This window comes from Roseovarius atlanticus (genome assembly GCF_001441615.1).
Lineage (GTDB): Bacteria > Pseudomonadota > Alphaproteobacteria > Rhodobacterales > Rhodobacteraceae > Roseovarius > Roseovarius atlanticus.
Genome location: NZ_LAXJ01000069.1, coordinates 1 through 374, shown reverse-complemented (window position 1 = coordinate 374; position 374 = coordinate 1). Strand labels below are relative to the sequence as shown.

General features: G+C 55.6%; 1 protein-coding gene. It reads right to left on the bottom strand.

The features are described from left to right. Positions 1 to 239: hypothetical protein (locus XM53_RS23345; RefSeq protein WP_144435665.1), on the bottom strand; the 239-nt coding region annotated here is incomplete at its 3' end. Between the last annotated feature and the right edge of the window lie 135 nt (positions 240 to 374).

The following is a 374-nucleotide window of genomic DNA, read 5'->3' as shown; positions in this document are numbered from 1 at the left end:
CCGAAATTGGTCAAGGCCTGCGTCGAATTCAGATCAAGCGTGAAGACACCTGTGCCTGTTTCACTGATGGACAGCTGCCCGCCGGCAAAATCGGAAACTCTCACACCAGCGCCCGGATTTCCACTGTTACTCAGGGTGAAGTTGACCGTGCTTCCCGTCGATGTATCGGGAAAATCGAAATCGAACGTTGTTCCCGACGTAACAGGAGCGCCGCTGCCCGTAAACTCGAATGTCGGCATAATGTCCTCTCGCAGTTCAAGTTTGCCGACCCTACGTCAGAAACCGCCACCGTTCCAAGATTGAATCCAAACTTTCTTTTCGACCAGTGCGGTCAGGCCACCTGCGCAACCCGTGTCAGGCCCAGCGCGTCGGCG